The organism is Micromonospora sp. R77, from assembly GCF_022747945.1.
Lineage (GTDB): Bacteria > Actinomycetota > Actinomycetes > Mycobacteriales > Micromonosporaceae > Micromonospora.
The window spans coordinates 4,553,199-4,578,466 of record NZ_JALDST010000001.1 but is presented as its reverse complement, the minus strand read 5'-3'; the positions used below and the strand labels follow the sequence as shown (position 1 = coordinate 4,578,466).

The window sequence follows — 25,268 nt, the reverse complement described above, 5'->3', positions numbered from 1 at the left end:
GTCGCCGTGCTGTTCCGGGGCTGGGGGGAGGCCGTCGACGCGCGGTGGCCCGACGTGTCGACCGTGGTCGACCACGTCGGTGTTCGGCACCTGGTGGTCACCCGGCACGCGCTGGTCAAACGGCTGCTCACCGACCCGGTGACCTTCCGGCCGGACAACGCCCTCGACGCGGTGACCCCGATGCCGGTGGCCGCCCTGCGGGTGCTGGCCCGGCACCGGTTCCGGCTCCCGCCGACCCTGGCCAACAACGCCGGCCCGACCCACCCGGAGCTGCGCGGCATCGTCGCCGACGCGCTGCACCCGACCCGGGTGGCCGCCCAGCAGCCCTGGCTGACCACCCTGGTCCGGCAGCGGGTGACCCGGCTGGCCGCCGCCCTCGACGCGGGCGAGCCGGTGGACCTGTACGCCGACCTCGCCGCCGACCTGCCGCTGCTGGTGCTGGCCCGCCTGGTGGAGCTGCCGGCCGCCCCGGTCGGCGTGGTGAAGGACTTCGCCCGCGCCGCGCTGGAACTCTTCTGGGCCCCGCTGGACGAGTCCCGGCAACTCACCCTCGCCGCCGAGGTGGGCCGGTTCCACACCGTGTTGCGGGACTTCGCCGCCACCGGCGGTGGGCTGGCCGCCCGGCTGCGGGCTGCCGGGCACTCCCCCGACGTGGTGGTCGGTGCACTGTTCTTCCTGCTCGTCGCCGGGCAGGAGACCACCTCGCAGTTCCTCACCCTGCTGCTGCACCGGCTGGCCGGTGAACTCGAGGTCCGGGCCGGGCTGCGCGCCGGGCGGGTCGCGGTGGCCGACGTGGTCGAGGAGGGGCTGCGGCTGGAGCCGCCGATCGTCACCTGGCGCCGGGTGGCCGCGGTGGACACCACGCTGGGCGGGACGGCGGTGCCGGCGGGCACCAGCATCGTCGCCTGGCTGGCCCGGGCCGGACGGGACCCGGAGGTGGTGACCGACCCGACGGGCTTCCGGCCCGGCCAACCCGGGTCCCGCCGGCACCTGGCCTTCGGGGCGGGCGCGCACCGCTGCGTGGGCGCCCACCTGGCCCGGATGGAGGCGGCGGTGGTGGTCGCCGAGGCCGCGTCGCTGCTCGACGGGGTGACCGTGGTCCGGCCGCCGTGGTGCCCGGACAACCTCACCTTCCGGATGCCGGACACCTTCGTGGTCCGCCGGGGCTGACGACCGTCAGCCGCTCTCCTCGGCCCAGGCCCGCCAGTCGTCCAGCACCCCGTAGAGCGCCGGGGTGAGCCAGCCCGGGGCGGACCGGCGGAACACCCCGGGATCCATCGCCCCGGCACCCATCGGCACCGCGCCCAGCAGGTTGGGCAGCAGGTCGGTCAGGTTGGACCAGTGCACCAGCTCCGGGTCCGCCGGCCACGCGCCGACCACGACTCCGGCCGGGACGGCCCGCCGCTCCAGCGCCTCCAGGGTGAGCGCGGTGTGGTTGAGCGTGCCGAGCCCGGCGCGGGCCACCACCACGGCCGGGGCGCCCAGCGACACCGCCAGGTCGGCCACCGTCCAGGGCTTTCCCGACGGGCGCAACCCCATCGGTACGAGCAGCCCGCCGGCCCCCTCGACCAGCACCAGGTCGTGCTTGTCGACCTCCGCGCGGATCGCGTCGACGGCGGTGTACAGCTCCAGCGGCTCCAGCTCGGCGACCCGGGCCGCGGCGAGCGGGGCGAGCGGATCCGGATAGCTGGCCAGGGTGCGGCCGGTCAGCGGGGCGGCCAGCCGGGTCACCGAGTCGACGTCGCCGGGGTCGCCGGTGGCCGTACCCGTCTGGCCGGGCTTGATCACGGCCACCCGCATGCCGGCGGCCTGCGCGGCCGCCGCGATCGCCGCGGTCACCACGGTCTTGCCGACCTCGGTGTCCGTCCCCGTCACCAGCACCGGCCCGGTCCACGCACCATCACTCACGGCGCCACCTCGGTTCGCGACTGCGGGGCTCGCAAAACCGGCTCACTCCTCGCGCTCACGGCGCCACCTCGGTTCGCGACTGCGGGGCTCGCAAAACCGGCTCACTCCTCGCGCTCACGGGTGAACACTCCACGATGACGTCGAGCGCCCGCTCGAAATCGGCGCGGGGCACGCCGGCGCTGATGGTGAGGCGGAGGCGGGAGCGGCTGTCCGGGGTGGACGGCGGGCGGAAGCAGCCCACCGCGATCCCCCGGTCGCGGCAGTCGGCCGCCCAGGTCGTCGCCGCCTCCGGGCCCGGTGCGGTCACCGAGACCACCGCCGCGTCGGGGGCGGAGACGGTCAGCCCGGCCGCACCCAACCGACGCACCGCGAGCGCGGCCCGGTCGGCCAGTTCGGCGCGGAGCGGGTCACCGGCGCGGGCCAGCCGCAGCGCCACGGCGACCCCGGCGGCCACGGCGGGGGGCAGCGCGGTGTCGAAGATGAACGTCCGCCCGGTCTCCACCAGGTGGCGGACGAACTCGGCCGGGCCGGCCACCACGCCGCCCGCCCCGCCGAGCGCCTTGGACAGGGTCGCGGTCACCACCACGTCCGGCTCTCCCGCCAGGCCCGCGGCGACCACTCCGCCGGCGCCGGCGGGACCGACGACACCGAGCGCGTGCGCGTCGTCCACCAGCAGCAGCGCGCCGTGCCGGCGGGCGACCACGTGCAGCCGGGCCAGCGGCGCGAGGTCGCCGTCAACGGAGAAGACCGACTCGGTCACCACCACCGCCGGCCGGCCGGGTGCCGCAGCCAGCGCCGCGGCCACCGCGTCGACGTCGGCGTGCGGGTCACCACGGTCTCGGCGCCGGAGATCCGGCAGCCGTCGATCAGCGAGGCGTGGTTGTGGGCGTCGGAGACGAGCAGCGTCCGCGGCTGCACCAGGCCCCGGACGGCGGCCAGGTTGGCCAGGTAGCCGGAGGAGAACACCAGCGCCCGGTCGGTGCCCAGCCAGTCGGCGAGCGCGTCCTCCAGGTCGTGGTGCAGGTCGGTGGAGCCGCGCACCAGCCGCGACCCGGTCGCCCCCAGCCCGTACCGGGACAGGGCCGCGCGCGGCGGCGGTGACCTCCGGGTGGGTGGCCAGGCCGAGGTAGTCGTTGCCGGCCAGGTCGACGACCGCGTCGTCGGCGGCGCGCGGGCGCAACCGGCGGGTCAGTCCCGCCTTGGCGCGCAGGTCGGCGCGGCGGTCGAGGGCCGCCAGCCAGTCCGCCACCGTCACTCCTCCCGCCGTCGTTGCCCGTCCGCGGGCGCGTCCGCCGGGCGAAATTACCACCCGCCCGGCCGGCACCGGCGTGGCGCGGGTAGCCCCGCCGGTGGCCGGGGCGCGGCCGGTCCGGCGGCCGGCCTCGGTCGTTTCGGGGCGTCGGACCGGCCTTGTAGGGTACGAGCCATGCCAGAGATCCTCGACCAGGCCCGTACCCAGGTGCTGGAGAACGGCGTCGGCCTCGACGAGGCCGGTGTCCTCGCCGTGCTCAACCTGCCCGACGAAGACGTCCCCGCCGCCCTGCAGCTCGCCCACGAGGTGCGGATGCGCTGGTGCGGCCCGGAGGTCGAGGTCGAGGGCATCGTCTCGCTGAAGACCGGCGGCTGCCCGGAGGACTGCCACTTCTGCTCCCAGTCCGGCCTGTTCACCTCGCCGGTCCGGTCGGTCTGGCTGGACATTCCGTCGCTGGTCGAGGCGGCGAAGCAGACCGCGGCGACCGGGGCGACGGAGTTCTGCATCGTGGCCGCCGTGCGCGGCCCGGACGCCCGGCTGATGAAGCAGATGCGCGAGGGCGTCGCCGCGATCAAGGCGGAGGTCGACATCCAGGTCGCCGCCTCGCTGGGCATGCTCAGCCAGGAGCAGGTCGACGAGCTGGTCGAGATGGGCGTGCACCGCTACAACCACAACCTGGAGACCTGCCGCTCCTACTTCCCGAACGTGGTCACCACGCACTCCTGGGAGGAGCGCTGGGAGACGCTGACGATGGTCCGCGAGTCGGGCATGGAGGTCTGCTGCGGCGGCATCCTCGGCCTCGGCGAGACGGTGGAGCAGCGGGCCGAGTTCGCCGCGCAGCTCGCCGCGCTGGACCCGCACGAGGTGCCGCTGAACTTCCTCAACCCCCGCCCGGGCACCCCGCTCGGTGACCGCCCGGTGGTCGAGGGCAAGGACGCGCTGCGGGCCATCGCCGCGTTCCGGCTGGCCATGCCGCGCACCATCCTCCGGTACGCGGGCGGTCGCGAGATCACCCTCGGTGACCTCGGCACTCGGGACGGTCTGCTGGGTGGCATCAACGCGGTGATCGTCGGCAACTACCTGACCACGCTGGGCCGGCCGGCGACCGCCGACCTGGAGCTGCTGGACGACCTGAAGATGCCCGTCAAGGCGCTCTCGGCGACGCTGTGATGCGGTGAGGCTGAGGTGACCGAGCTTGTCGAGCCCGTGCCGGCGCAGCGCAGCGGCGAGGCCGCGGTGTCCGGCGCACCCGTGCCGGCGCGCTGGTGCGACCGCTGCGGCGAGGACGCCGCCACCGGCGGCCACTTGGCGTGCGCGGCGGCGCAGGCGCTGGAGCCGCCGCGCTACTGCGTGCACTGCCGCCGGCGGATGAAGGTGCAGGTGCTGCCGGTCGGCTGGTCGGCGGTCTGTGTCGCGCACGGCGAGAGCCGGGGCTGAGCCGTGCTGCGGGGGCAGTCGGTGACGCTGCGGCCGGTGACCGGGGCGGACGTGCCCGCCCTCGCGGCGATCCGGGCCACCCCGGAGGTGCGGCGCTGGTGGCGCGGCGACGACGACCTGGCCGGTGCGGTCCGCGCCGACCTGGCCGACGACGAGCTGACCGTCTACGCCGTCGAGCACGACGGCCGGGTGGTCGGCGCCATCCAGTGGTACGCCGAGACCGACCCCGACTACCGCCACGCCAGCCTGGACGTCTTCCTCGACCCGGCGGTACGCGGCACCGGCCTCGGCGGGGACGCCATCCGGACCCTGGTCCGGCACCTGGTCGAGGAGCACGGACACCACCGGTTCACGGTCGACCCGGCGGCGGCGAACACCGCGGCGATCCGGGCGTACGCGAAGGTGGGTTTCCGTCCGGTGGGCATCATGCGCCGCTACGAGCGCGGCGCGGACGGCCGCTGGCACGACGGCCTGCTGATGGACCTGCTCGCCGACGACCTGCCGCGCTGAGCGCCACCGTCGGCGCGCGGGGTCAGCCGTCCCAGATCAGGTGGCCGTCGGGGAGCCGGCGGGCACCCTCGGCGGGGCGGTGCGGGCTGAGTCGACCGTCGGGCATCAGGTGCTCGACCGGCACGCCCCGGCCGAGCACCGTGACGTCGGCGATCAGCCGCCGGTGGCAGCGCCACCACACGCTCTCGCTGCACAGCACCGCAGTGGTACGCCGGGCGGCGTCGGCGAGGACCGCGTCCAGCGCCGCGTCGAACTGCGCCGTACGGGTGTAGGCCGCGTAGGCCCGGAAGGCCGCGACGGTCCACCAGGTGTCCGGGTCGGGCTCCCCGGCCCGCAGGTGCCGGCGCCCGCCGAGGGCGGGCGCCCACCGGTAGGCGACCCCCGCCTCGGGCAGCCACTGTTCGAGGGCCTCCTGCCGCACGTCCGGGTTGGTCCGGCTGGTCGGATACCGTCGCACGTCCACCACCAGCGCCACGCCCGCCCCGACCAGCAGCTCCCCCAGCCGCTCCCGGTCGGCCGTCCCGTGCCCCACCGTCACCAACGCCCGCTCCACCACGACAGAGTGCCCCGAATCTTGGACACATACCGTTCACCACGAACGACAACCGTCCAAGATTCGCCGCGTGCCGCGTGCCGCGTGCCGCGCGGCGGGCGGCGCGGCGCGGGGCGGCGCGGCGGCGGGCGGGCGGCGCGGCGCGTTACGCGCGTGAGGCGGTTCGGGGCGGCGGTGGCGGGGCGTCCGGGTCAGTCTCGGCGGATGGCTCTGCTTCCCGACGACGAGGCGTCCGCGCTGGACTGGTTGGCGTTCGAGCAGTCCGGGGTGCTCACCAGCGCCCAGGCGACGCGGATGCTCACCGCGGGCCTGGTGCGGGGCCGGGTGCGCTCCGGACGCTGGCGCTCGATCTGTCGCGGCGTCCTGCTCACCGGCAACGGGCGACTGACCCGCGATCAGCAGCTGTGGGTGGCCGTGCTCGCCGCCGGCCGGGCAGCGGTGCTGGCCGGCACGACGGCCGCCACGGAGGGCGGTGTCCGGGGGCTGCGATCCGCACCGCTGCACGTTCTCGTGCCGGCGGACCGGCGGGCGGGGCGGATCATGCGCGGTCTGCCGGCGGACATGCCGGCGGTCCTGGTGCACCGCACGTCGGTGCTGCCCGAGGCTCATCTCCAGCTCGCCCGACCGCCACGGACGACCACCGCCAGGGCGGTGGTCGACGCGGCCGGCTGGGCGAGCGGCGTGCGGGAGGCGCAGCTGGTGCTGGCGGCGGCCTGCCAACAGCGCCGGGTGTCGCCGGAGGAGATCGGCGCGGTCGTCGACGTACTGCCCCGGGCCCGACGACGACACCTGATCCGACGGACGGTGGCCGACATCGCCGGTGGCGCGGAGGCGCTGTCGGAGCTCCACTTCCTGGCGCTCTGCCGCCGGCACGGGCTTCCCCCGCCCGACCTGCAGGAGCGCCGGACGGACCAGGCCGGCCGGACCCGCTGGCTGGACGCGTACTGGCGGGAGTGGCGACTGCACGTCGAGATCGACGGTGCGCACCACATGGACGCCCGGCAGTGGGCCGACGACATGCGCCGCCAGAACGACATCTGGACGACCGGCGACCGGATCCTCCGCTTCCCCGCCTGGCAGATCCGCGCCCACCCCGACGAGACAGCCGCCACCCTCCACCGCGCCCTCCGCGCCGCCGGTTGGACGCCTCCCACGTGAATCTTGGACGGTTGCCGTTCACCAGGAACGACAACCGTCCAAGATCACTATTTCAGGAGACGGTGCAGGGGGTGCCGTTGAGGGTGAAGGAGGTGGGTCGGGGGTTGGTGCCGGTGTGGGTGCCGTTGAAGCCGAAGCTGGTCGACGCGCCCGGGGCGAGGGTGCCGTTGTAGGAGACGTTCGACGCGGTCACGGCGGTGCCGGTCTGGGTGAAGTTGGCCGACCAGCCCTGGCCGACCTTCTGCCCGGTGCTCGGAAAGGTGAAGCCGAGCGTCCAGCCGGTGATCGTGGCCGTACCGGTGTTGGTGACGGTGATGTTCGCGGTGAAGCCGCTGTCCCAGCTGCTGGTGACGTACCCGACCGTGCAGCCGCCGGACGCCGGCGGGTCCGCGGTGGTCACGGTGACCGGCGCGGAGGCCGCGGAGACGTTGCCGGCCGCGTCCACCGCGACCACGGTGAAGGTGTACGCGGTGGCGGCGGTGAGGCCGGTGACCGCGAGGCTGGTCCCCGCGGTCGACCCGACGAGGACGGTCCCGCCGCGGTACACCCGGTAGCCGGTGACGCCGACGTTGTCGGTGGCCGGGCCCCAGGCGAGGGTGAGCCCGGTCGGGCCGACCGCCGAGGCGGTGGGCGTGCCGGGGGCGGTCGGCGGGGTGGTGTCCGCGGCGGGTGCGGCCGGGGTGGTGACGCTGACCGTCGGCGAGGCCGTCGACCGGTTGCCGGCGCCGTCGCGGGCGACCACGCTGAACTGGTACGTCCGCTCCGGCAGCAGCCCGGTGACGGCGAGGGTGTTCGTCGTCGACTTCAGCAGCACGAGGGCGTCGCTGCCGACCTGCGCCTGGGTGATGTCGTAGCCGGCCAGTCCGCTGCCGCCGGTGTCGGTGGCGGCGGGCCAGGTCAGGGTGAGCCCGGTCGAGGTGACCGCCGAGGCGACCGGGGTGCCCGGGGTGGTCGGCGCGGTGGTGTCCGGGGTGGCCGGTCCGGGCTCGTCGCCCCAGACCTTCGCTCCGTTCGAATAGAGCGGCACCTTCCGGTTCGGCCCGGCGGCGGCCTGGTACGACGGGTCGTTCGTCGGGTCCCAGGTGCCCCCCTCCGGTACGCCGATCTTGAACTGGACCTCCATCCGGTGCTGCGACTGCCCGGCCGGCGCAATGGTCCAGCCGGTGCAGTCGACCTCGACGTACCAGATGTCGGCGCTGTACTGCTTGGCGGTGGACGGCGACGGGCAGCCCTGGGTGTAGCCGGGGGTGACCTGCACCGGGCCGGTGCCGTCGGGGCGGAAGTAGTAGCGGAACTTCGCCGTGGTCAGCGCCCGGGCCGGGAAGGCGGACTTGTTGTAGATGACCGCCTTCAGCCCGGTGGCCCGGGTCTCGGCCTGCATCACCGTGGTCTCCACGGTCAGCTCGTCCATGTCGGGCTGCTCGGCGACCGGGAAGTTGGCGAGCGGGGTGCCGCCGTACTCCTTCGACAGCCGGGCCAGGGCGGAGGTGAAGCCGGCGTTGTAGTCGGTGGCGACCTCGTTCATCACGTAGTCCGACCGGCTGTCGGTGTACGCGTCGTTGGCCGAGGACGGGCCGCCGACCAGCGCGCCGTAGAGCACGTGCCGGGTCTCGGTGGGCACGGTCTGGCTGTCCCACCAGGAACCGTGCGCGGTGCGGTGGTGCGGGTTCTTCGGGGAGTTGGTGCCGAAGCCGATCAGGTAGCTGGAGTTGCGCGGGTTGTCGCCGAGCGCGTAGTTGATCTGCCTGACGGCGAAGTCGTGGTAGCGCGCCTTACGGGTCGCGTCGGTGGTCTTGTCGCTGTAGACCAGGGCGGCGAAGGCGGTGTTGGCGGCGTAGCGCAGCGAGCCCCAGGAGTCGAGGACGGCCTCCCCGCCGGGCGAGTAGTTCACCCGGGAGCCGTTCACGCCGACGGTCCACCAGTCGAGCCAGCGGTTCGCGTCGTCGACGTACTTCTGCTTGCCGGTCAGGTTGGCCAGCAGCACGTACGCGCCGAACTGCTTGTTGTCCCAGGCGAGGGTCCACTTGTAGGACTTCGTGGTGGTCTGGTTCTCGTTGCCGAGCTTGTCGTACTCGCTCTCGGCCTTGGCGAGGTAGCTCGCGTCGCCGGTGGCCCGGTAGAGCCAGGTCGCGCCCCAGACCAGCTCGTCCTGGTAGCCGCTCCACGAGCGGTAGAAGCTGGTGGCGTCGGTGATGCACTCGTGGTAGCTCTTCCGCACCGTGTCGGCGAAGGTGTAGAGCTGCTTCGCGTGCCCGAGCAGCTTGTCGGCGTAGGCCGGATCGGTGGGCCGGAACACCATGGACGACGCGGCCATCGCCGCCGCCGTCTCCCCCGCCAGGTCCGCGCCGCCACAGCTGGCGTCGATCTTGTACGCGGGCCGCGCCATAGGCAGCACCTCGGCCGGCCCCCACCACTTGTGGTCGTCGTCGCCCTTGCCGACCTGTCCGTAGAGGACGTTCGGGGCGGGGTGCGCCTTGACGAAGTAGTCGTTGACCCAGCGCAGGTTGTTCAGCAGGTACGGGAGCTGCCCGGAGGCGACGTAACCGTCCCGGTAGTCGACCGCGCCCCAGGCGAGCATGGTGGCGCTGAAGGCCATCGGGAAGCCGAACTTGACGTGGTCGCCGGCGTCGTACCAGCCGCCGGTGAGGTCGAGCCCGACGTCGGCGCCGTCGGTGAGCGCGGAGTCGCCGCGCCAGGAGACCCGGTTCCAGGCCGGCTTCTTCCCGGACTGCTGTGCCTCGTAGAAGAAGAGCGACTTCTGCAGCGCCTCGGCGTAGTTGAAGGCGGGCGCGGCGACCGCCGGGGCGGGGCGGGGTGCGGTGACGGCCATGGTCAGGCCGGCGCCGAGGGCGGTGCCGGCGGCGAGCAGGCGGCGCAGCCAGGGTCGGCTCCGCCCCGGCGGCCGGATCGGGTGGCGCATGGCGAACTCCTGTCGGTGACGTCGCACGGCGGCACCGACCGACGTCGGGGTGGTCGGCGCTGCCGCGCAACGGTGGTGGTGGGGTGAGCCGCGGAAGCCTCGGGAGCGCTCCCATGGATAGTCGACAATGTAATGCCGATCTCACGGGTTTGTGAAGACACCGCCCCCGCGAGCGCCCCGCACATGGCGGGTGCGGAGCGCCGGAGCGGCGTTCCGTGTTACGGCGACACGCGTGGAAACCGGGTGCGAAGTTGCCCGGTCTGCACTTCCCGCCGGCACGTCGTCCCAGCTCAGGCTGATCGTCCGATGCCCGCACCAGCGGTACGGGGTGGGATCATGTGCCGTCCCCTCTCCCCATCCCGGAGGATTTCTCATGCCACAGCGTCGGCACGTGGCGCGCGCTGCCCTCACCGCAGCCGCCGCCACGGCCACTCTCGCGCTCGCCACCCCCGCCTGGGCCGAGTCGACCACCAGTCTCAACCCCGCCCACAAGGGCACCACGGCGGCCCAGGCTCAGCAGCAGTGCGACGACGAGCGGTTCGCCGGCCTCGCGGACAACCAGGACGGTTGGCACTTCGTCCTGCCCGGTGGCAACGCGTCCGGCAGCTTCCAGAGCCTGGAGCTGACCTTCACCGACGGCACCAACCAGGTCGAGGTCACGGTGCCGGACGCGTCCGACGCCTACCCGGACCACTTCTACTCCACCGGTGGCAAGGCGCCGCGGACCATCCACGCCTACGTCTTCACCCCGGCGGGTTGGACCCTGGTCGACGGCAGCGCCGTCATCAGCGGCACGGCCGACAAGTTCAACCTGAGCCACGCGTGCGCCGGCACCCCGACCACGGCCTCCCCGACGCCGACGCCCTCGGCGACGACCGAGTCCCCGGCACCGACGCCGACGCCGTCCACGCCGGGCGAGGAGACGCCGACCCCGACGCCGGGTGGCTCCGAGAGCCCGTCGGAGAACCCGTCCGTCACCCCGTCCGCCGTCCCGTCGGGCTCGGCGGGTGGCGGCGGTGGCGGTGGCAGCGAGGGCGGCCTGCCGCTGACCGGCGTGGCGGCGACCAGCATCTCGCTGACCGGCCTCGCCCTGATCGTGGGCGGCGTGGTGCTGATGACGCTGCGCCGTCGGCGCGACAAGATCACCTTCACCAGCTGACCCTCGCGTCCGCTCGCGGACCGGCCGTCGGACCCCGTCCGGCGGCCGGTCCCGCGTTTCCGGGCCGGCTCCGGCGACGCTCTGCCCCGCCGGGCGGGGCGGTGATTCATCTTTGTCATCAAGTTCGTAGCCTCCGCGACCACCGTGGAGGCGGCGGGCAGAGTGTCGGCCCCTCGCCGGGTGGGCCGCTCGGCGACCTGCGTGCGGCGGCCGGGCGGTCGGGGCGCGATGGCGCGGCGGGGAGAGGGCCGCGAGGCGGTCGGCGATCCGGGACCGGGAGGTTCGCCGGAGGTACGGCTGAACCGGTGGACCACCTGGTGCGTACTGACGGGTAACCCGGTCGACGGCGGCCGGAGATGGATCACATGATCGACGTTTGTCTATCGCTTTGAGGCGTACCCCCAGTTCAAGGCCGGTGGGCGGTGGCCGCACGCACGCGCGGTCGGTGCCCGGCGGCGAGCCTGGTGTCCTGGCATACGAGCGTACGGTTGCCGCCGCGCTCGACGGCGCGGGACAGTACGCCACACCAGCGGTGCCATCGACGCCGCCGCTCCCCCGGTCAACCCTGAGGAGAATGCGATGGCTCTCAGACTCGCCGACGGCACCGCCTGGTCCGACACCCTCGCCCGGGCGGTGGCCGCCACCCCGGAGGCCTTCGGGTCCTCCGCCGACGGCCGGACCCGGCTGCACAACCTGATCGAAGGCGACTGGCGGGCGGTCGGCGCACCCACGCCGGTCCGCACCCCGGTCGACAACACCGTCCTGGTCGACCTGGCCCGCCTCGACGCCGACTCGGCCCGCGCCGCCGTCGCGCACGCCGCCGCCGCGCACCGCGACTGGGCGCAGACCCCGCTCGCCGACCGCAAGGCCCGGGTCACCGACGCCCTGGACGCCCTCACCGCCCACCGCGACCTGCTCGCCATGCTGCTGGTCTGGGAGATCGGCAAGCCGTGGCGGCTGGCCTGCGCCGATGTGGACCGGGCGCTCGACGGCGTCCGGTGGTACGTCCAGGAGATCGACCGGATGCTCGCCGACGGCCGGGAGCCGCTGCCCGGCCCGGTCAGCAACATCGCCTCCTGGAACTATCCGATGAGCGTGCTGGTCCACGCGGAACTGGTGCAGCTCCTCGCCGGCAACGCGGTGATCGCCAAGACCCCCTCGCAGGGCGGCGCCGTCTGCCTCACCGTCGCGCACGCGCTGATGCGCCGGGCCGGCCTGCCCGCCACGCTGCTCTCGGGCAGCGGCGAGGAGCTCTCCGAGGTGCTCGTCCGCGCCCCCGAGATCGGTGCGGTCGCCTTCGTCGGCGGGCGCTCCAACGGCGGCAAGGTCGCCGCCGCGCTGCTCGACTCCGACAAGCGGCACTTCATCGAGCAGGAAGGGCTCAACGCCTGGGGCATCTGGAACTTCTCCCAGTGGGACCTGCTCGCCGCGCACCTGAAGAAGGGATTCGAGTACGGCAAGCAGCGCTGCACCGCGTACCCGCGGTTCGTGGTCCAGCGCGACCTGGTCGACGAGTTCCTCGACATGTACCTGCCGGTCGTCCGCTCGGTGCGCTTCGGTCACCCGCTCGCCGTGGACGAGAGCTGGCAGGCCGGCGACCCGCTGCCCGAACTCGACTTCGGCCCGCTGATCAGCGGCGCCAAGGCCGACGAGCTGCGCCGCAAGGTCGACGAGGCGGTACGCGGCGGCGCGGTCCCGCTGCACCGGGGCAAGCTCGACGGCGCGCCCTTCCTCGACGGCCAGGACACCTCCGCGTACGTGGCGCCGGCCGTGCTGCTCGCCCCGCCCGGCCGGTCCCGGCTGATGCACGCCGAGCCGTTCGGACCGGTCGACACCATCGTCGTGGTGGACACCACCGACGAGCTGCTGGCCGCCATGAACGCCTCCAACGGGGCCCTGGTGGCCTCGCTCGCCTGCGACGACACCGACGAGGCGGCGAAGCTCGCGGTCGACCTCCAGGCGTTCAAGGTGGGCATCAACAAGCCGCGCTCGCGCGGTGACCGGGACGAGCCGTTCGGCGGCCGGGGTGCCTCCTGGAAGGGTGCCTTCGTCGGCGGCGACCTGCTGGTGCAGGCGGTCACCGTGGGTGGCGACGGCCGGCTCTACGGCAACTTCCCGGACTACAGCAGCTACCCGGCCACCTGAGCCGTCCACGACGAACAGGGCCCCCGCACCGGAGGCCCTGTTCGTCGTACCGCCCCCCGCACCGGAGGTCGGCCCAATGGCACCGGGAATCCCGGCGCCGGCAGGGTCACGGCTCGGACGGCACCGGTGCGGCACCGGGGGCGTCGCGACCCGCGACCGTCAGCTCAGTGCGGCCGGTCGGCGGCGACGGTCGCGGGGCCGGCGAGCGTGGCCGGCCGCGCCCCGGCACCGGGCCGCCGAGGTCGCACGACGCCCAGCGGCACGGTGACCGTGAGCAGGCAACCGTCCCGCTCGGACGGCATCGGCCGGCCCAGCCGGGCCACGGTCCGCAGCATCGGCGTGTTCTGCGCCTGGACGTGCAGCAGCAGGGCGGCGTACCCGGCCCGCTCGGCGTGCCCGACCAGCCGACGCAGCAGGGCGGTGCCCAGACCCCGCCGCTGCCAGTCGTCCCGTACCAGCAGCGCCGCCTCCGCCTCGTCCCCCTCGCCGAGCAGGTTCGCCATCGCCACCACCGGTTCCGCCGTCCGTCCGCGCCGGTGGCCGTCGCGACCAGGGTCAGCCCCGGGCCGGCTCCAGCAGCCGCCGCAGCCGGGACGGCGACGGGCCGGCCGCCCCGCTGAGGTGGCCGCTGCCGGCTGCGCGCCGAACACGCCTCGTGCAGCTCCAGCACGCCCGGCAGGTCGTCCGCCGTCGCCGGCCGGACCACCAGCTCCGCCCCGTCGGGCAGCAGCAGGGTGACCCGGTCGGCCGACCGGCGGACCACGGTCGCCGCCAGCTCGACCAGCGCCTGCGCCCGGGCGTACTCGGCGGGGGTGAAACCGGGCGCGGCCCGGCGCAGCTCGTACGGCCGCCGGCCGGGTCGGCCAGCAGCATGGTGTGCGCGCCGATCCCCGACCGGCCCGCCGCCGGCCGCCAGCTGACCACGTCGGCGCCGAGCAAGGGCGCGCAGCGCCTCCGTCCGGTCGCCTCGGGTCCCGGACCAGCCAGGCGGCCAGGCCGAGGACCCGGGTCGGCTGGTCGACCAGGCCACGCGCCTCGCTGCGCGCCACCCAGCAGTCCCGCCCCCGGCCCCGCTCGACGGCGGCCAGCAGGCCGGCCTCGTCGAGGTCGTCCGGCGCGTCGACGAGGAAGTCGTCGACCGCCCCCGCCTCGGTGGTGTGCACCTGCACGGAGAGGATGTTGACCCCGCGCAACGCGAGGCTCGCCGTGAGCACCGACAGGTAACCCGGCCGGTCGTCCACGGTGGCTCTGATCCGCCACAGCGCCATGGTTGGCTCCCTTCCCCCGAACCTCACCCTGCCGGCCGGCTGTTGCCGGGCCGTTGCCCGGCGGTGACGGCCCGGCAACCGTTCCGCGTGCTCAGCTGCCGGTGACGCCCGCCGGCCCGCCGACCAGGTCGAGCCGGTCGCCGAGGATCACCGCGCCGGCGCGGACGAGCTGCGCCAGCCGGTCCACCTCGGTGGCGTGGAACGCGGCGGCGGTCAGCGGCCCGGTGTGCTCCCGGGCCACCACCAGCACCAGGCCGGCCCGACCGAACGGCGCGACCGCGTAGTGGGTGCCGTCGGGAGCGGTCATCGACCGGGCGCGCAGCGGGGTCACCTCCGGCAGCCGCGGCGGGACCGGTGCCCGCCAGCTCGCCTGCCCGACCGTCGCCGCGCTCGGCCCGCCGCTGCGCGCGGCCCAGTCCAGGGGTACGACCGCAGCCACCGCCCAGTCCGCCGCGAGCAGCCCCGGCACCGCGTCGACCAGGGTGGCGACCCCGTCGGCCGGGTTGGCGGCGATCTGCGCCAGGAGTTCGGCGTCCTGCCCGGTGGTGGTCGGGGTGCCGATCGCCCGCCACACCCCGTCCACCCGGACCCCGGGGATGGCGGCCAGCCCGGCGAGCAGCCGCTCCACCCGGGCCGCGCCCGGCCACACCACGGTGAAGTCGTCGACGGCCCGCCCGCCGAGCCGCTCCAGCACCACCACCTGGACGATGTCGGCCCCGGCCACGCCCAGGGTCCGGGCCACCTGCCCGAGCGTGCCGGGTCGGTCCGGCAGCGTCACCCGAACTCTCAGCAACATGTCTGGTCCCTCCGCTCGGCGGGCCGGCCGTCACGGTCGGCAGGCTGGGACCAGCCTGCGGGCCGACCGTTTCGCCCCTGTTGCCGAGGCATGTCCCGGGCGGAAAATCCGACCTTGACAATGAGGCTGACCTGCCATCAACTGTTCGGATGACCGAGCCGGCCGTCGACCACACCCAGACCACGACCGGACCGGACGCCGGCCGACCGCCGAAGGGCGTGGACCTCGACCGGCTCGCCGCGTACCTCGCCGAGCACCGGCCCGAGCTGGCCGGTCCGCTGCACGCCCGGCTGATCGCCGGCGGCAAGTCCAACCTGACCTATCTGCTCGGCGCCGGTGACCGGGAGCTGGTGCTGCGCCGGCCGCCGCTCGGGCACGTGCTGGCCACCGCGCACGACATGGCCCGCGAGCACCGGGTGATCTCCGCGCTGGCACCGACCGACGTACCGGTCCCGGCGGCGGTGCTGTTCTGCGCCGACGAGGCGGTGATCGGCGCGCCGTTCTATCTGATGGAGAAGGTCGACGGCGAGGTCTACCGGACCCGGCAGCAGACCGACCCGCTCACCGACGGGCAGCGGCACGACCTGGCCATGGCGATGATGGACACCCTCGCCGCGCTGCACATGGTCGAGCCGACCACGGCCGGGCTGGCCGACTTCGGCCGCCCCGAGGGCTACCTGGGCCGGCAGGTCCGCCGCTGGGCCGGCCAGCTCGACCGGTCCCGCAGCCGCGACCTGCCCGGCATCGACGAGCTGCGCGACGCGCTCGCCGACACCGTCCCCGAGGGCGCCAACGCCGGCCGGATCGTGCACGGCGACTACCGGCTGGACAACCTGATGGCCTCCGTCGACCCGGTCGCGGTGCGCGCGGTGCTGGACTGGGAGATGGCCACCCTCGGCGATCCGCTCGCCGACCTGGGGCTGCTGCTGACGTACTGGAGCGTGCTCGGCGACAGCGAGCTGGCCGAGGGCAACCCGGTGGCCGACGGCATCGGGCCCCGGGCCGGCTTCCCCACCGGCGACGAGCTGATCAACCGGTACGCCGGCCGCAGCGACGTCGACGTCGGCCCGCTGCACTGGCACGTGGCGCTCGGCTGCTTCAAGCTCGCGGTGATCTGCGAGGGCATCCACTACCGGCACACCCTCGGCCAGACCCTGGGCGGCGGCTTCGACCGGATCGGCGACATGGTCGCCCCCCTGGTCGACCACGGCCTGCACGCCGTCCGGGAGAAGTGACGCCGCACCCGCCCGGAGGTCAGGCCGAGGCGCGGTGGATGAGTTTGGTGTCGAGCAGGATGTGGGGGGACGGGACGTCCTCGCCGCGGATGCGGGAGACCAGGAGTCGGGCCATCTGCCGGCCCATCTCCTCCACCGGCTGGAAGACCGTGGTCAGCGGCGGCTCGGCCTGCCGGGCGATCGGTGCGTCGTCGAAGCCGATCACCGCCACGTCCTCGGGCACCCGGCGGCCGGCCTCGCGCAGGGTCCGCAGGGCACCGAAGGCCATCAGGTCGGAGGCGGCGAAGACCGCGTCCAGGTCCGGGCAGACCTCCAGCAGCCGGCGCATGCAGGCGGTGCCGCTGCCCTCGCTGAAGTCGCCGTACGCGATCAGGTCGGGGTTGATCTCGCCGCCCGCGGCCCGGACGGCCTCCTTGTAGCCGGACAACCGGGCCAGGCCGGCGCCCATGTCCTGCGGGCCGGCGATGGTGGCGATCCGCCGCCGCCCCCGGGAGAACAGGTGCGCCACCGCCTGCCGGGCGCCACCGACGTTGTCCATGTCGACGAACCAGGTGGGCTGGGCGTCCGGGTGCAGCATCCGCGCCGGCCGGCCGCCGAGCACGGTGGGCAGGCCGCGCTCCTCCAGCAGGGTGGGCAGCGGGTCGGAGTCGTGCAGCGAGAGCAGCAGGACCCCGTCGACGTGCTGGTTGGTCAGGTGGTGCTCGACCCGTTCCCGCTCGATCGGCGACTGCACCATGGCCAGCCAGAGCTGCATCGGGGTCTCCAGCAGCCCGGAGCTGACGCCCCGGACGATGCCGGCGAAGAACGGCTCGGTGAAGACCCGCTCCCCCGACTCGGAGACCACCAGCGCGACCGAGTCGGTCCGCTGGGTGACCAGGGCCCGCGCCGCCCGGTTCGGGACGTACCCCAGCTCGGCGATCGCCTGTTGGACCGCGGCCCGGGCCTCCGGGCTGACCTGGGGCGAGCCGTTGACCACGCGGGAGACCGTGCCGCGCCCGACGCCGGCGCGGGCCGCGACCGCGTCAAGGGTCGGGCGCCCGAGCGACCGCGTGCGCTGCGTTGTCATCGTCTGCTGCTCCTCCGACGTCGGACGGACCCGGCACCTGGTGAGGCGTCGGTGCCGGGCCGTCCGTTACTGGCTGGCCCAGAGCCTATTGTGCGGCCAGACCGTTGCGTCGGATCACCTCGGCGTACCACCGCGCGCTGGACTTGGGGATCCGGACCTGGCTGTCGTAATCGACATAGACCATCCCGAACCGCTTGGTGTAACCCCAGGCCCACTCGAAATTGTCCATCAGTGACCAGGCGAAGTAGCCCTTCAGGGGCACCCCGGCGCTGATCGCGGCGTGCGCGGCGCGCAGGTGCGCGTCGAAGTACGCCAGCCGGTCGGTGTCGTCGACCCGACCGTCCACCACCGTGTCGACGAACGCCGACCCGTTCTCGGTGATGTAGAGCGGCAGGTCAGTGTAGTCGCGGTGCACCCGCTCCAGCGTCTCGACCAGCCCGGGCGCGTCGATCTCCCAGTCCATGTCGGTCACCGGGACACCCCGGGTGACAAAGCGGACGTCCTCGCTGCCCGGCCAGCACGACGGCGACCGCCAGTACGCCTCCGGCTCGGCCCCCTCGACCGGCGCGGCGACCACGTGCCGGCTGTAGTAGTTGATCCCGACCACGTCCAGCGGCGTCGAGATCACCGCCAGGTCGCCGTCCCGGACGTGCCCGAAGTCGGTGACCTGGCGCAGGTCGGCCTGCAGGTCCCCCGGATAGGACCCGCGCAGCACCGGGTCGAGGAAGAACCGGTTCGCCAGCCCGTCGATCCGCCGCGCCGCGTCCACGTCCGCCGCCGAGTCCGACGCCGGGGTGACCGGGTAGAGGTTGAGGGTGATGCCGAGCTGGGCGTCGGGCCGGGACGCCCGCAGCGCCTGCACCGCCAGCCCGTGGCCGAGCATCAGGTGGTGCCCGGCCCGGACCGCGTCCCCGCCGTCGGAGCGGCCCGGCGCGTGCACGCCGGAGCCGTAGCCGAGGAACGCCGAGCACCACGGCTCGTTCAGCGTGGTGAAGTACTTCACCCGGTCGCCGAGCGCGTCCGCGACGAGCTGGGAGTAGTCGGCGAACCGGGCGGCGGTGTCCCGGGCCGGCCAACCGCCGGCGTCCTCCAGCGGCTGGGGCAGGTCCCAGTGGTAGAGGGTGAGCCACGGCTCGATCCCCTGACCCAGCAGTTCGTCGACCAACCGACGGTAGAAGTCCAGGCCCTCGGGGTTCGCCGCGCCCGTGCCGTCGGGCTGCACCCGCGACCAGGACACCGAGAACCGGTACGACCTGAGGCCCAGCTCCGCCATCAGCCGCACGTCGGCGGGCATCCGGTGGTAGTGGTCGCAGGCCACGTCCCCGGTGTGCCCGGCGACCGTCCGGCCCTCGGTGTGGCTGAAGGTGTCCCAGATCGACGGGGTCCGGCCGCCCTCGGCCGCCGCCCCCTCGATCTGGTACGCCGCGGTCGCCGCACCCCAGAGGAAGCCGGGCGGGAAGGTGAGTTCCGGGCCCTGGTCGAGGAGACCGACGGCGGGCGGGCTGGCTGGGTTGCTCACGACTTGACGGCGCCTTCCATGATTCCGCCGATGATCTGGCGGCCGAACAGGACGAACACGACGAACAGCGGCAGGGTGGCGATCAACGTACCGGCGAAGATCTGGGAGTTGTCCGCGAAGTACGCGGTGTTGAGGCTGCGCAGCGAGATCTGGACGGTGGGGTTGGCCGGGTCGGCCAGCACCACGAAGGGCCAGAAGAACTGGTTCCACTGTTCCATGAAGGTGAGCAGGCCGAGCACCGCGGCGGCGGGGCGCAGGGCCGGCGCCACCACGTGCCAGTACACCCGCCAGGTGGAGCAGCCGTCCATCCGGGCGGCCTCGATCAGCTCGTTCGGCACGGCCTGCTCGGCGTACTGGCGCATCATGAAGATGCCGAAGCCGCCGATCAGGAACGGAACGGTGACCGACGGCATGCTGTTCAGCCAGTCGAGCTTCGCCATCAGGATGTAGAGCGGCAGCACACCGAGCTGGATCGGCACCATCATCGAGGCGAGGATGATCAGCAGCAGCGCGTTCTTGCCCCGGAAGCGCAGCTTGGCGAAGGCGAACCCGGCCAGCGAGCCGAAGAACACCGTCGCCACGGTGATCGTGCCGGAGACCAGGAACGAGTTCAGCAGGCCCTTGACGATGTTGGCGTCGCCGTTGCTGAGCACCCGCTGGATGTTGTCGCCGAGCTTGCCGCCGGGCAGGAACGGCGGCGGCCAGGAGTTGGCCGCGTCGTTGGTCCGCGAGGCGATCACGATCATCCAGTAGAACGGGAAGAGCGACAGGATCACCCCGAGGACCAGGCCGAACCAGGTCAGCGGGCTGGCCTTCCAGAGTCGCTCGGCGGAGTGGCCGGTGGCGCGCGTCTTCGCGCCGGGACGGACGGGTGGGCGGAGCGTGGTGGTCGTCATCTCGTCACCTCACTTGTCGGAGCTGATGCGCCGGGCCAGCAGGTAGTTCACCGTCGACATCAGCGCGATGAGCAGGAAGAGCACGAGCGCGACCGCGCCGGCGTACCCCCAGCGGAACCGCTGGTTCATCACGTCGAGCAGATACATGGTGATGGTCTGGAACTGCCCCTCGGAGCCGCCGGAGAGGGCGCCGGCGCCGCTGGTGAACATCAGCGGCTCGGTGAAGAGCTGGAGCCCACCGATGGTCGAGATGATCAGCGTGAAGATGATCGTCGGCCGGAGCTGCGGGACGGTGATCGACCAGAACTGCCGCCGCCGGGAGGCGCCGTCCAGCGAGGCCGCCTCGTACATGTCCTTGCTGATGGACTGCATGGCGGCCAGGTAGATCAGGGCGTTGTAGCCGACCCAGCGCCAGTCGACCATGGTGGAGATGGCGAACCAGGAGGCGTACCGGTTGGCCCGCCAGTCGATCGGGCCGAGGCCGACGGTGTCGAGCACCCAGTTGACCAGGCCGAAATCCTTGGCGTAGATCATCGAGAAGATCAGCGCGACCACCGCGGTGGAGGTGATGATCGGCATCGCGATGGCCATCCGGAAGAAGGTCTGCGCGGGCAGCCGCCGGTTCAGGGCGTTGGCCAGCACCAGCGCCAGCAGCAGCTGCGGCACGGTGGAGAGCAGGAACATGCCGAAGGTGTTCACCACGGCGTTCCAGAACTGCGGGTCGTCGGTGATCAGCTCGACGAAGTTGTCCAGGCCGACGAAGGAGATCGTGCTGTTCAGCGGCGACCGGTCGGTGAGCGCGATCCAGACGGTGTACGCGATCGGGTAGGCGCTGAACACGGCGAAGATCACGAAGAACGGCAGGACGTAGAGGTACGGCGAGTACTTCAGGTCCAGCCGGGTGAACGAGGCGGGGCGGCGGGCGGTGGTACGGGCGGCGCGGGACGGTCCACGCTCGGGGGGTGCCGGGGCGTGCAGGTCGAGGCTCATTGCGGGTCCTTCTCCTCGGCCGGCGTCACCCGCCCACACGGGCGACGCCGGGGGTGGGCACCGCGGGTGGCGCCGACTGTCGAAGTCGACGCCACCCGCACTGGGCCGGGCCGGGTCACTTACCGGCGGCCGCACCGTTCTTCAGCGCCGCCTGCCACTGCTCCTCGGCGGACTTGCCCTGCTCCACCGCACGGAGGGTGTTCTCCACGGCGGTCCGGACCGCGTTGTTCTTCGGGCCGAGGTAGACCGGCTTCAGCTCGCTCGCACCGGCGCCGAAGATCTTGCCGATCGGGGCCTTGCTGAAGTAGTCGTTGGTCGCGTCGACCACGGCCGGGTCGGCCAGCGCCTGCGGCGACGACGGCAGGTTGCCCAGCTTCTTGAACGCCTCGATCTGGCCCTTGGTGCTGGTCAGGAACTTGACCAGCTCGGCGGCCTCCTTCTGGTGCTTGCTCGACTTCGGCACGCCGAGGAAGGAGCCGCCCCAGTTGCCGCCGTTGCCCGGGGCCTTGGCGATGTCCCACTTGCCGGCGGCCGAGTCACCGGCCTGGCCCTTGATGACACCGGTCATCCAGGCCGGGCAGGCGATGGTGGCGAAGCTGCCGTTCTTGAAGCCGGCGTTCCACTCGTTGGAGAACGACTGGAGGTTGTTCGACAGCCCGGCGGCGATCATCTTGGTGGTGAGGTCGTACGACGACTTCACGTCCGGGTTCTGGTCGATGACCAACTTGTTGCTCTTGTCGTAGTACGTGTAGCCGGTGCCCGCGCCCGCGGTCTGCATCAGCACCACGTTGTAGAAGTTCGTCGCCGAGTCGACGAACTTGTGCTTCTTGTCGGCGGCGGCGAACTTCTGGCCGGTGGCGATGAACTGGTCCCAGGTGGGCCAGAGGGCACCGACCTGCTCGCGGTCGGTGGGCAGGCCGGCGGCCTTGAACAGGTCGCTGCGGTAGCACAGCGCCATCGAGCCGACGTCCGTGCCGAGACCCAGCACCTTGCCGTCGGGGGTGGTGCCCTGCTCCCACTTCCACGGCAGGAAGTTGCCCTTGAGGTCGTTCGCGCCCTGGTCGGCCAGGTTCACGAACTTGTCGGCCTGGGCGTAGAACTGCACGATCGTGCCCTCTTCGAGCGCGACGACGTCGCCCGCGCCGGAGCCGGCGGTGATCTGCTGGGTCAGCCGGGTGTTGTAGTCACCCAGGCCGAGGCCCTTGCCGCGCTCCTGGATCTTGACGTTCGGGTGGTCGGCCTCGTACTGCTTGTAGAGCTCGTCGTAGCCGAAGCCCTGGTCGCCGAAGACGTCGACGACCAGGGTGACCGGGCCGTCGCTGCTGCTGTTGCTGTCCGACGAGTCGTCGCCGCAGGCGGTTGCGGTGGCGAGCAGCGTGACGGAGGCGAGCGCGATGGCCGCGAGCCGGCGGCGGCGGATTGGGACGCTCATCCCAGACCCCTCTTTCGGTGGTGAGGCGATATCTGTGTGGTGGGGGGTGCTGTGCAGGCGCTCACCGCCGCAGGCTGGGCCGGACGGCGACCGGAGCGGCCGCGGAGAGATCCGCGCCACACGCCGGGAGCGCTCCCATGAGATTGCCGGGAGGTGTCAGGGGTGTCAATAGGCCTATGGGAGCGTTCCCATTTCGTTACCGCGCTGATGGTGGCCGGGATGCCTCGACGGGGTAAGGGATGCGGCTCAGCAGAAGCGGCGCAGCAGGGTGGTGGCCCGCGCCGGGTCGAAGGCCCCCGGGTCGAAACCGGGGCCGACCCACTCGCGCAGGGCGTCGTGCTCGGGATGGCCCGGATCGGCCAGCGCGGCGAGCAGCACCTGATAGCCGAACAGGCCACCCACGTCCTCCGGCGGGCACGCCCGCTCCCCCTGCGGGCAGAGCGGGTAGCGCTCGTCCGGGTCGGCGGCGCACACGTCCTCCACCAGCAGGTCGTGCTCCCACCAGTCACCGAAGTCGTAGGTGTAGCGGAACCGGCTGCCCTTGCCGAGCACCGCGTCGAGTCGTACGTCCAGCTCGTCCCGCAGGGCCGGCTCACCGTCCGGGTCGGGCTCGCCGTACTGGCGGCCGTCGATGTCGAAGGAGTGCAGGTGGCAGTCCCGCCACCCCATCGCGTGCTGCACCACCCGGTGCAGCCGGTCCAGCGTGTAGCCGCCGGGGACGAGCACCCGCCGCCAGACCGGCGGCCGGATCCCGGCCAGGGACACGTTCAGCACGAAGATCTGACGCGGCATGCTGTCCCGTCCTCCCTCGGCATAGGCTGCCAGCATGATCTGCCGAGCGTGCCGGGAACGACGGCACGACGACTGTCCGGGCCCGAAGTGGTGCGACTGCCAGCACCGTACCCCCGAACCCACCCCTCCGGTCACCGGTCCGGCGGGCGAATGAGCAGCGCAAGTCCGATTTCCCGGATCTGGCCGGCGCCCGCCAGCGGGCCGCTGACCGACCCCGAGCTGACCTCGCTCTACGGCCGCGCCGACCGGCCCCACCTGCGGGTGAACTTCGTGTCCAGCGTCGACGGCGCGGTCACCCTCGACGGCTACTCCGAGGGGCTCTCCGGCGAGCCCGACAAGCGGGTCTTCGGCCTGCTGCGGATGCTCTGCGACGGCCTGGTGGTGGCCGCCGGCACGCTCCGGCACGAGGGCTACCGGGCGGTCCGGCTCAGCGAACCGCGCCGGGCCTGGCGGCGCGCCAACGGCCTGACCGACTACCCGACCCTGGTGGTGGTCTCCGGCTCGCTGGCGCTCGACCCCGCCCAGGCGGCCTTCGCCGACGCGCCGGTCCGGCCGGTCGTGCTCACCCGGGACGCCGCCGAGCCGCCCCCGGGGCTCACCGACGTCGCCGACCTGGTGCGCTGCGGCCCGGACCGGGTCGACCTCGCCGCCGGCCTGGCCGAGCTGCGCCGGCGCGGGCTCGACCAGCTGCTCTGCGAGGGCGGCCCGCACCTGTTCGGCGCGCTCACCGCCGCCGACCTGGTCGACGAGCTCTGCCTCACCGTCGCGCCGCTGCTGGCCGGGGCCGGCCCGGCCGGATCACCGCGGGCGACGCGAGCCCGCCGCGCCGGCTGCCGCTGCGGCACGCCCTGGCCGCCGGGGACGGCACGCTCCTGCTCCAGGTACGCCCGCGACGACGCCCGGACACCGGCCGGCTCGGCCCCGCCGGCCTGATCCGGCCTCGGCGACCCCGTCGACGGGACCCTCCGGACCGACGGCGTACAGGCCGGGGCGGGCAGGCGCCAGCGGTGCGCGGGCAGTTCCCGGCGCAGCGGTGCGACGAGCGCGGTGAAGGTGGCGTCCGGCGTCGGCCCGGAATCCGCGGTGGCCCGGAAAGACGTCACACCCACGGGCGACGATTCTGCCGCAGGTGGAGAGCCTGCACGAGGAACCCACCGCACACCTGGACCCGGAGGACCGGATGAGCAGTTCCACCGCGCACGTCACCACCGACACCCTGGAGATCCCCGACGGACGGCTGCACTACGAGGTACGCGGGCGGGGCCCGCTGGTGGCCCTGGTCGCCGCCCCGATGGACGCCGGCGCGTTCGCCCCGCTGGCCGACCTGCTGGCCGCGGAGCACACCGTGCTGACCACCGACCCGCGGGGCATCGGCCGCAGCGTGCTGCACGACCCGCACCAGGACTCCACCCCGCAGCTGCGCGCCGAGGACGTGTCCCGGCTGCTGGCCCACCTCGACGCCGGCCCGGCCGCCGTGTTCGGCTCCAGCGGCGGCGCGGTGACCGTGCTCGCCCTCGCCGAGGCCCATCCGGAGCAGGTCCACACGGTCGTCGCGCACGAGCCGCCGCTGCTCGGCCTGCTGGACGACCGCGCGGAACTCCTCGCCCGCGAGGACGACATGATCGCCACCTATCTGGCCGGGGACCGGCTGGGCGCCGGCCGCAAGTTCCTCGCGAACGCCGACATCCACCTGCCCGAGGAGCTGGTCCAGGGCATGTTCGGTGGCGAACCCGAGCCGCAGGCCGCCGCCGACGAGCACTTCCAGTACGTGCACATGATCCGCGGCACGACCCGGTTCCGGCCCGACGTCGCCGCGTTGCGCGCCGGCCCCACCCGGGTCGTGGTCGGCCTCGGTGCGACGTCGACCGGGCAGGTCTGCGACCGCACCTCGCGGGCGCTCGCCGCGGCGCTGGGCGGCGCCCCCACGATGTTCCCCGGTGGGCACATCGGCTTCGTCGAGGACCCGCCGGCCTTCGCCACCCGGCTGCGCGAGGTGCTCGCCCACGACTGAGCACCGCGCGGTCGCGGTCCGCGCCGCCGGCGGCGTCCCCCGGCGTAGGCGGACCGCCCGCGCGGTGGGCGGCCGGCGTGGTCCCCGGGCCGCGCACCGGTCCGGGCGTGCGGGGTGGCGTCGGCCGGACGGCACCGACCTCGGTCAGTCCGGCCCCACGCCCGGCGGCCCTGCCCTAGCCTCGGAGTGCCGGCGGCGCCGGCCGCGGTACGCAGCCGGCA

The 25,268-nt window shown here is 73.6% G+C and carries 20 protein-coding genes and 2 pseudogenes; 10 read left to right on the top strand and 12 right to left on the bottom strand.

From position 1 onward, the window contains the following. The first annotated feature begins 6 nt into the window (after positions 1–6). Entirely contained in the window at positions 7–1,170 is a 1,164-nt protein-coding gene (locus MRQ36_RS21600; protein WP_242798115.1) for a cytochrome P450, read from the top strand. A gap of 6 nt (positions 1,171–1,176) precedes the next feature. On the opposite strand, the gene bioD is transcribed toward MRQ36_RS21600, so the two are convergent. Beyond that, positions 1,177–1,881, bottom strand: coding sequence for a dethiobiotin synthase (gene bioD, locus MRQ36_RS21595; protein WP_242801281.1), 705 nt, complete (start codon positions 1,879–1,881; stop codon positions 1,177–1,179). A gap of 82 nt (positions 1,882–1,963) precedes the next feature. Next, a pseudogene (locus MRQ36_RS21590) lies at positions 1,964–3,157 on the bottom strand (8-amino-7-oxononanoate synthase). Between the two features lie 177 nt (positions 3,158–3,334). On the opposite strand from MRQ36_RS21590, the gene bioB reads away from it, so the two are divergent. From bioB to MRQ36_RS21575, 3 genes are read left to right on the top strand one after another with little or no spacing between them, the layout of a single operon-like run. Further along, complete coding sequence (bioB, locus tag MRQ36_RS21585) at positions 3,335–4,330, top strand: biotin synthase BioB (protein ID WP_242798114.1); 996 nt, start codon at positions 3,335–3,337, stop codon at positions 4,328–4,330. Between the two features lie 36 nt (positions 4,331–4,366). After that, positions 4,367–4,597, top strand: coding sequence for a hypothetical protein (locus MRQ36_RS21580; RefSeq protein ID WP_242801278.1), 231 nt, complete (start codon positions 4,367–4,369; stop codon positions 4,595–4,597). A 3-nt stretch (positions 4,598–4,600) separates the two neighbouring features. Then, positions 4,601–5,107 carry a GNAT family N-acetyltransferase gene (locus tag MRQ36_RS21575; protein WP_242798112.1) on the top strand — a complete coding sequence of 169 codons (507 nt, stop codon included), beginning with the start codon at positions 4,601–4,603 and terminating at the stop codon, positions 5,105–5,107. Between the two features lie 22 nt (positions 5,108–5,129). Here the strand turns inward: MRQ36_RS21575 and MRQ36_RS21570 are convergent, their stop codons facing one another. Continuing rightward, positions 5,130–5,660, bottom strand: a complete 531-nt coding sequence (locus MRQ36_RS21570) for a DUF488 family protein (RefSeq protein ID WP_242798110.1) — start codon at positions 5,658–5,660, stop codon at positions 5,130–5,132. A 204-nt stretch (positions 5,661–5,864) separates the two neighbouring features. Here MRQ36_RS21570 and MRQ36_RS21565 point away from each other — a divergent pair, with 204 nt between their 5' ends. Further along, positions 5,865–6,818: a DUF559 domain-containing protein gene (locus MRQ36_RS21565; RefSeq protein WP_242798108.1), complete on the top strand. Its 954-nt coding sequence runs from the start codon at positions 5,865–5,867 to the stop codon at positions 6,816–6,818. A gap of 52 nt (positions 6,819–6,870) precedes the next feature. Here the strand turns inward: MRQ36_RS21565 and MRQ36_RS21560 are convergent, their stop codons facing one another. Then, positions 6,871–9,738, bottom strand: a complete 2,868-nt coding sequence (locus MRQ36_RS21560) for a glycoside hydrolase family 9 protein (RefSeq protein ID WP_242798106.1) — start codon at positions 9,736–9,738, stop codon at positions 6,871–6,873. A gap of 373 nt (positions 9,739–10,111) precedes the next feature. Between MRQ36_RS21560 and MRQ36_RS21555 the strand changes: the two genes are divergently transcribed. Together MRQ36_RS21555 and MRQ36_RS21550 are read left to right on the top strand one after the other, a co-directional pair. Continuing rightward, positions 10,112–10,897 carry an LPXTG cell wall anchor domain-containing protein gene (locus tag MRQ36_RS21555; RefSeq protein ID WP_242798104.1) on the top strand — a complete coding sequence of 262 codons (786 nt, stop codon included), beginning with the start codon at positions 10,112–10,114 and terminating at the stop codon, positions 10,895–10,897. Between the two features lie 579 nt (positions 10,898–11,476). Continuing rightward, positions 11,477–13,042 carry an aldehyde dehydrogenase family protein gene (locus MRQ36_RS21550; RefSeq protein WP_242798102.1) on the top strand — a complete coding sequence of 522 codons (1,566 nt, stop codon included), beginning with the start codon at positions 11,477–11,479 and terminating at the stop codon, positions 13,040–13,042. A 164-nt stretch (positions 13,043–13,206) separates the two neighbouring features. Here the strand turns inward: MRQ36_RS21550 and MRQ36_RS21545 are convergent, their stop codons facing one another. Together MRQ36_RS21545 and MRQ36_RS21540 are read right to left on the bottom strand one after the other, a co-directional pair. Then, positions 13,207–14,310 carry a GNAT family N-acetyltransferase gene (locus MRQ36_RS21545; protein WP_374250537.1) on the bottom strand — a complete coding sequence of 368 codons (1,104 nt, stop codon included), beginning with the start codon at positions 14,308–14,310 and terminating at the stop codon, positions 13,207–13,209. A 91-nt stretch (positions 14,311–14,401) separates the two neighbouring features. Then, the gene (locus MRQ36_RS21540) at positions 14,402–15,106 is read right to left on the bottom strand and encodes an amino acid-binding protein (RefSeq protein WP_242798100.1); all 705 of its coding nucleotides are present in this window, start codon (positions 15,104–15,106) and stop codon (positions 14,402–14,404) included. 149 nt (positions 15,107–15,255) lie between these two features. Here MRQ36_RS21540 and MRQ36_RS21535 point away from each other — a divergent pair, with 149 nt between their 5' ends. Then, entirely contained in the window at positions 15,256–16,341 is a 1,086-nt protein-coding gene (locus MRQ36_RS21535; protein WP_242798098.1) for a phosphotransferase family protein, read from the top strand. A 19-nt stretch (positions 16,342–16,360) separates the two neighbouring features. Here MRQ36_RS21535 and MRQ36_RS21530 read toward each other — a convergent pair whose 3' ends face one another. The 6 genes from MRQ36_RS21530 to MRQ36_RS21505 all read right to left on the bottom strand — a co-directional run bounded on the left by MRQ36_RS21530 (position 16,361) and on the right by MRQ36_RS21505 (position 23,036). Beyond that, entirely contained in the window at positions 16,361–17,407 is a 1,047-nt protein-coding gene (locus MRQ36_RS21530) for a LacI family DNA-binding transcriptional regulator (RefSeq protein ID WP_242798096.1), read from the bottom strand. Positions 17,408–17,492: 85 nt separating this feature from the next. Continuing rightward, positions 17,493–18,926 (bottom strand): GH1 family beta-glucosidase, encoded by a 1,434-nt coding sequence (locus MRQ36_RS21525; RefSeq protein ID WP_242798094.1) that lies wholly within the window; start codon positions 18,924–18,926, stop codon positions 17,493–17,495. Then, on the bottom strand, positions 18,923–19,822 hold the full coding sequence (locus MRQ36_RS21520) for a carbohydrate ABC transporter permease (protein WP_242798092.1): 900 nt from the start codon (positions 19,820–19,822) through the stop codon (positions 18,923–18,925). The genes MRQ36_RS21525 and MRQ36_RS21520 overlap by 4 nt, the downstream gene beginning before the upstream one ends. Positions 19,823–19,831: 9 nt before the next feature. Beyond that, on the bottom strand, positions 19,832–20,812 hold the full coding sequence (locus tag MRQ36_RS21515; protein ID WP_242798090.1) for a carbohydrate ABC transporter permease: 981 nt from the start codon (positions 20,810–20,812) through the stop codon (positions 19,832–19,834). Positions 20,813–20,927: 115 nt separating this feature from the next. Further along, entirely contained in the window at positions 20,928–22,244 is a 1,317-nt protein-coding gene (locus MRQ36_RS21510) for an ABC transporter substrate-binding protein (protein WP_242798088.1), read from the bottom strand. Positions 22,245–22,490: 246 nt separating this feature from the next. Further along, positions 22,491–23,036, bottom strand: a complete 546-nt coding sequence (locus tag MRQ36_RS21505) for a plasmid pRiA4b ORF-3 family protein (RefSeq protein ID WP_242798086.1) — start codon at positions 23,034–23,036, stop codon at positions 22,491–22,493. A 150-nt stretch (positions 23,037–23,186) separates the two neighbouring features. Between MRQ36_RS21505 and MRQ36_RS21500 the strand changes: the two are divergent. After that, positions 23,187–23,969: pseudogene (locus tag MRQ36_RS21500) on the top strand (pyrimidine reductase family protein). 196 nt (positions 23,970–24,165) lie between these two features. Further along, positions 24,166–25,047: an alpha/beta fold hydrolase gene (locus tag MRQ36_RS21495; RefSeq protein ID WP_242798084.1), complete on the top strand. Its 882-nt coding sequence runs from the start codon at positions 24,166–24,168 to the stop codon at positions 25,045–25,047. Positions 25,048–25,268 lie beyond the last annotated feature (221 nt).

What these genes read in the sequence shown, in the direction of transcription:
- bioB (WP_242798114.1), top strand. Translation starts at nt 3,335, where the DNA reads ATGCCAGAGATCCTCGACCAGGCCCGTACCCAGGTGCTGGAGAACGGC.
- MRQ36_RS21565 (WP_242798108.1), top strand. Translation starts at nt 5,865, where the DNA reads ATGGCTCTGCTTCCCGACGACGAGGCGTCCGCGCTGGACTGGTTGGCG.
- MRQ36_RS21560 (WP_242798106.1), bottom strand. Translation starts at nt 9,738, where the DNA reads ATGCGCCACCCGATCCGGCCGCCGGGGCGGAGCCGACCCTGGCTGCGC.
- MRQ36_RS21555 (WP_242798104.1), top strand. Translation starts at nt 10,112, where the DNA reads ATGCCACAGCGTCGGCACGTGGCGCGCGCTGCCCTCACCGCAGCCGCC.
- MRQ36_RS21550 (WP_242798102.1), top strand. Translation starts at nt 11,477, where the DNA reads ATGGCTCTCAGACTCGCCGACGGCACCGCCTGGTCCGACACCCTCGCC.
- MRQ36_RS21545 (WP_374250537.1), bottom strand. Translation starts at nt 14,310, where the DNA reads ATGGCGCTGTGGCGGATCAGAGCCACCGTGGACGACCGGCCGGGTTAC.
- MRQ36_RS21540 (WP_242798100.1), bottom strand. Translation starts at nt 15,106, where the DNA reads ATGTTGCTGAGAGTTCGGGTGACGCTGCCGGACCGACCCGGCACGCTC.
- MRQ36_RS21535 (WP_242798098.1), top strand. Translation starts at nt 15,256, where the DNA reads ATGACCGAGCCGGCCGTCGACCACACCCAGACCACGACCGGACCGGAC.
- MRQ36_RS21530 (WP_242798096.1), bottom strand. Translation starts at nt 17,407, where the DNA reads ATGACAACGCAGCGCACGCGGTCGCTCGGGCGCCCGACCCTTGACGCG.
- MRQ36_RS21520 (WP_242798092.1), bottom strand. Translation starts at nt 19,822, where the DNA reads ATGACGACCACCACGCTCCGCCCACCCGTCCGTCCCGGCGCGAAGACG.
- MRQ36_RS21515 (WP_242798090.1), bottom strand. Translation starts at nt 20,812, where the DNA reads ATGAGCCTCGACCTGCACGCCCCGGCACCCCCCGAGCGTGGACCGTCC.
- MRQ36_RS21510 (WP_242798088.1), bottom strand. Translation starts at nt 22,244, where the DNA reads ATGAGCGTCCCAATCCGCCGCCGCCGGCTCGCGGCCATCGCGCTCGCC.
- MRQ36_RS21505 (WP_242798086.1), bottom strand. Translation starts at nt 23,036, where the DNA reads ATGCCGCGTCAGATCTTCGTGCTGAACGTGTCCCTGGCCGGGATCCGG.